This is a genomic window from Aestuariivirga sp., assembly GCF_044239095.1.
In the GTDB taxonomy this organism is placed as follows: Bacteria; Pseudomonadota; Alphaproteobacteria; order Rhizobiales; family Aestuariivirgaceae; genus Aestuariivirga.
On record NZ_JBIICB010000364.1, the window covers coordinates 1 to 3,482 of the forward strand.

Sequence of the window (3,482 nt, forward strand, 5' to 3'; positions counted from 1 at the left end):
CGCCCTCCACGTGGATGGCGCCATCTTCCTCAACAGTCGACATCAATTCTTCCTTCTGGGCCAGGCGCTTCATCAGCACGCTGGTACGGCGGTCGATAAAACGCTGTGTCAGCCGCTCATGCAAGGCGTCCGATAGCTTGTCCTCTATCTCTCTCGCATAAGATTGCCAATAGAGGGGCGCTTTCAGCCAATCCGGGCGGTTGGCGACGAAAGTCCAGGTCCGGATGTGGCTGATGCGGTTGGACAGCGTGTCCAGGTCCCCTTGGGTGTTCTCGCAGTGCCTGAGCTGCCGCACGAACCAGTCTTCCTCGATGAAGCCGTCGCCCGTCTGCAGGAACTGATAGATGCGGGAAACGATCGAGGCATGCTCGGAGTTCGAGATGTTGCGGTAATCCGGGATCTGGCACACCTCCCAGAGGCGCTCCACGTCCTTCTTGGATTTGGCCAGGTCGCGCGTGGCGGGGTCGCGGGCGAGGGCCTCGAAGGCCAGGATATCGGCATTGGGCTGGGCGCGCGTCAGGCCCTGCATCTGGGGCAGTTGGTTCAGCGACTGCTTCAGCCGCTCGATCGAGCCGAAATCGAGCTCCCGGTTGCGCCACTGCAGCATGCGCACGGCATCGAAATTGTGGCTTTCGAGGCGCTCCACCATTTCCGGGTCGAAGGGGTCGGCTTCGCCCGTCACGCCGAAGGTGCCGTCATTCATGTAGCGCCCGGCGCGGCCTGCCACCTGGCCCAGTTCGGACGGGTTCAGCTGGCGGTACTGGAAGCCATCGAACTTGCGGGTGGAGGCGAAGGCCACATGGTCCACATCCATGTTGAGGCCCATGCCGACGGCATCGGTCGCCACGATATAGTCGACGTCACCTGACTGGTAGAGCGCCACCTGGGCATTGCGCGTGCGCGGTGAAAGCGCCCCCAGCACCACGGCGGCACCACCGCGCTGGCGGCGGATCAACTCGGCGGTCGCGTAGACCATGTCGGCCGAGAAGGCGACGATGGCCGAGCGGCGCGGCAGCCGGGTGATCTTTTTCTGCCCCGCATAGAGAAGCTGGGAGAAACGCGGCCTGGAAACGAATGTGGTTCCGGGCAGCAGCTTTTCGAGGATGGGCCGCATGGTGGCGGCCCCCAGCAGCATCGTCTCGTCGCGGCCGCGGCGGTTCAGCACGCGGTCGGTGAAGATGTGGCCGCGTTCGAAATCAGCGCAGAGCTGCACCTCGTCGATGGCGAGGAAGGGCACCTCGATGTCGGCGGGCATGGCCTCCACCGTGCACACCCAGTAGCGCGCCTGAACGGGAATGATCTTTTCCTCGCCCGTCACCAGCGCCACGGCGGCATCACCGGCGCGCAGGCGCACCCGGTCATAGATCTCGCGGGCCAGCAGGCGCAGGGGAAGGCCGATCATGCCGCCGCCGTGCCCCAGCATGCGTTCCACCGCGAGGTGCGTCTTGCCGGTGTTGGTGGGGCCCAGCACGGCGGTCACGGTTTTGGGAGAGGGCATGGGGCGGCTGCGAAAATCCTTCACGAAACAGTTGGGGCGCATGTCCCTGCAGGTCAAGGAGTTTTGCCTCGTTCTGAACCGTCCTGTTAGGGATTGGATTCAAAGCAGAACGAATCTGGCCCGAATCGGTCTCCATTCGAGATTCCTTTTTTGTTCCCCAGCATTTGCGGGCCTTCGCCGAAGCCGCCCCGGCGCCGCCGCATGCTGCTCCGGCTGGTTTGAGGCACTGCTTCCTTACCACCGGCCCGCCTATGGTTGACCGATGCTTACCCCCGCCAGTGATCGGCGCTTGAGCATCTTAACGGAATGGATCAACTGCGGAACGGAGCGTGGTCGAATCGCTGCAACGCTCTTTTTCGCTGTTTGTTCTCGCAACATGTTGTGGCGGAACGCGGCGCCGCATACCAGACGCAAGGCGCATTCCGCAGGGCCCTGTCGCGTCAGGCCCATCTGCGTTAACCTGCCTGTACCAGAATGAAACAACAGGTTTCCGTGTCTCATGGCCAGAAAGCTGGGCCTACCGGCTTGACCGGTGAAGTCTCTGCCACTATAGACCCGGCATCCGAGCCGGAGGCATCCTGCCGTCCGGTCATCATTCTTATTGTGGAGTTTCGCCCATGGCCCGCCGTTGTGAGTTGACGGGAAAGAACGCGCTGGTTGGCAACAAGGTCAGCCATGCCAACAACAAGACCAAGACCCGCTTCATGCCGAACCTCTGCGACGTGAGCCTGATGAGCGATGCGATGGGCCTGACCTATCGCCTGCGCGTCTCGGCTATCGCGCTGAAGTCGGTTGAGCATGTGGGTGGCCTGGACGCCTTCCTCATGAAGGCCGACAACGACAAGCTCTCCGAGAAGGCGCTCCGCCTGAAGCGTTCGATCGCCAAGAAGATCGAGGCTGCCAAGGCAGCCGCCTGATCATCTGTCAGATCTGTTCTGAATTCAAAAGCCGCTCCAACCGGGGCGGCTTTTGCCTTATGTGCAGCACATGACCGATGACGGCCCCAGGAAACCCGGCGCACCCCAGGCCCCACGCGACGGCAGCCCGCGCGTGCACGGCACGGCGCAGCTGCGCAACGCAACGCTCGGCCGCTTCACGGAATTGAAGGAGCGGGTGCAGCTCCTCGATTCCACGCTTGGCGACTATTCCTACATCGAGCGTGACGGCGAGGTGATTTATGCCTCGATCGGCAAGTTCTGCGCCATCGCCGCCCATTGCCGCATCAATGCGCTGAACCACCCGATGGAGCGCATCAGCCAGCACAAGATCACCTACCGCCCGAACGAGTATTTCGCCGGCGCCAAGCTCGACAAGGACTTCCGTGAGCGGCGGATCTCGCAGCGGGTGGAGATCGGGCATGACGTGTGGATCGGCCATGGCGCCATCATCCTGCCGGGTGTGAAGATCGGGCATGGCGCCGTGGTGGCCGCGGGTGCGGTTGTCAGCAAGGATGTTGCCCCGCATGCCGTGGTGGCCGGCGTTCCCGCACGCTTTCTCAAGTGGCGTTTTCCACCGGACATCAGTGCACGGATCATCAGGCTTTCCTGGTGGGACTGGGAGCATGACAGGCTGGGCCAGGCGGTGGCTGACATGCGTGAACTCAGCGTGGAAGCGTTTCTGGTGAAGTATGAGACAGGCTGACTGCCCCCCCGACGTGCGTCATCCCGGCGAAGGCCGGGATGACGGCCTCAAGGGGGTGTGGCGGTCTTCATCGCCGATAGGCGCTTTCCTGGTGGGACGGGGAGCATGACAGGCTGGGTCAGGCCGTGGCAGACATGCGTGAACTCAGTGTGGAAGCGTTTCTGGCGAAGTATGAGAAAGGCTGACTGCCCACCAACGTGCGTCATCCCGGCGAAGGCCGGGATCCAGCTCACTTCGTTCCGCACATGCTGAGACAAAGCTGGATCCCGGCCTTCGCCGGGATGACGGTATCAGGGGGGTGTGGCGGTCTTCAACGCCGATAGGCGCGTTCCTGGTGGGACTG

General features: G+C 62.9%; 3 protein-coding genes. 2 read left to right on the forward strand and 1 reads right to left on the reverse strand.

Annotated features, from left to right (window positions below; all coding sequences use genetic code 11):
- On the reverse strand, positions 1-1,498 hold a 1,498-nt coding region (locus ACILRA_RS21210; RefSeq protein ID WP_395664037.1), incomplete at its 3' end, for a helicase-related protein.
- 617 nt (positions 1,499-2,115) lie between these two features.
- On the opposite strand from ACILRA_RS21210, the gene rpmB reads away from it, so the two are divergent.
- Positions 2,116-2,415: a 50S ribosomal protein L28 gene (gene rpmB / locus ACILRA_RS21215; protein ID WP_395664038.1), complete on the forward strand. Its 300-nt coding sequence runs from the start codon at positions 2,116-2,118 to the stop codon at positions 2,413-2,415.
- 70 nt (positions 2,416-2,485) lie between these two features.
- Positions 2,486-3,139 carry a DapH/DapD/GlmU-related protein gene (locus tag ACILRA_RS21220; RefSeq protein WP_395664039.1) on the forward strand — a complete coding sequence of 218 codons (654 nt, stop codon included), beginning with the start codon at positions 2,486-2,488 and terminating at the stop codon, positions 3,137-3,139.
- Positions 3,140-3,482: the final 343 nt, after the last annotated feature.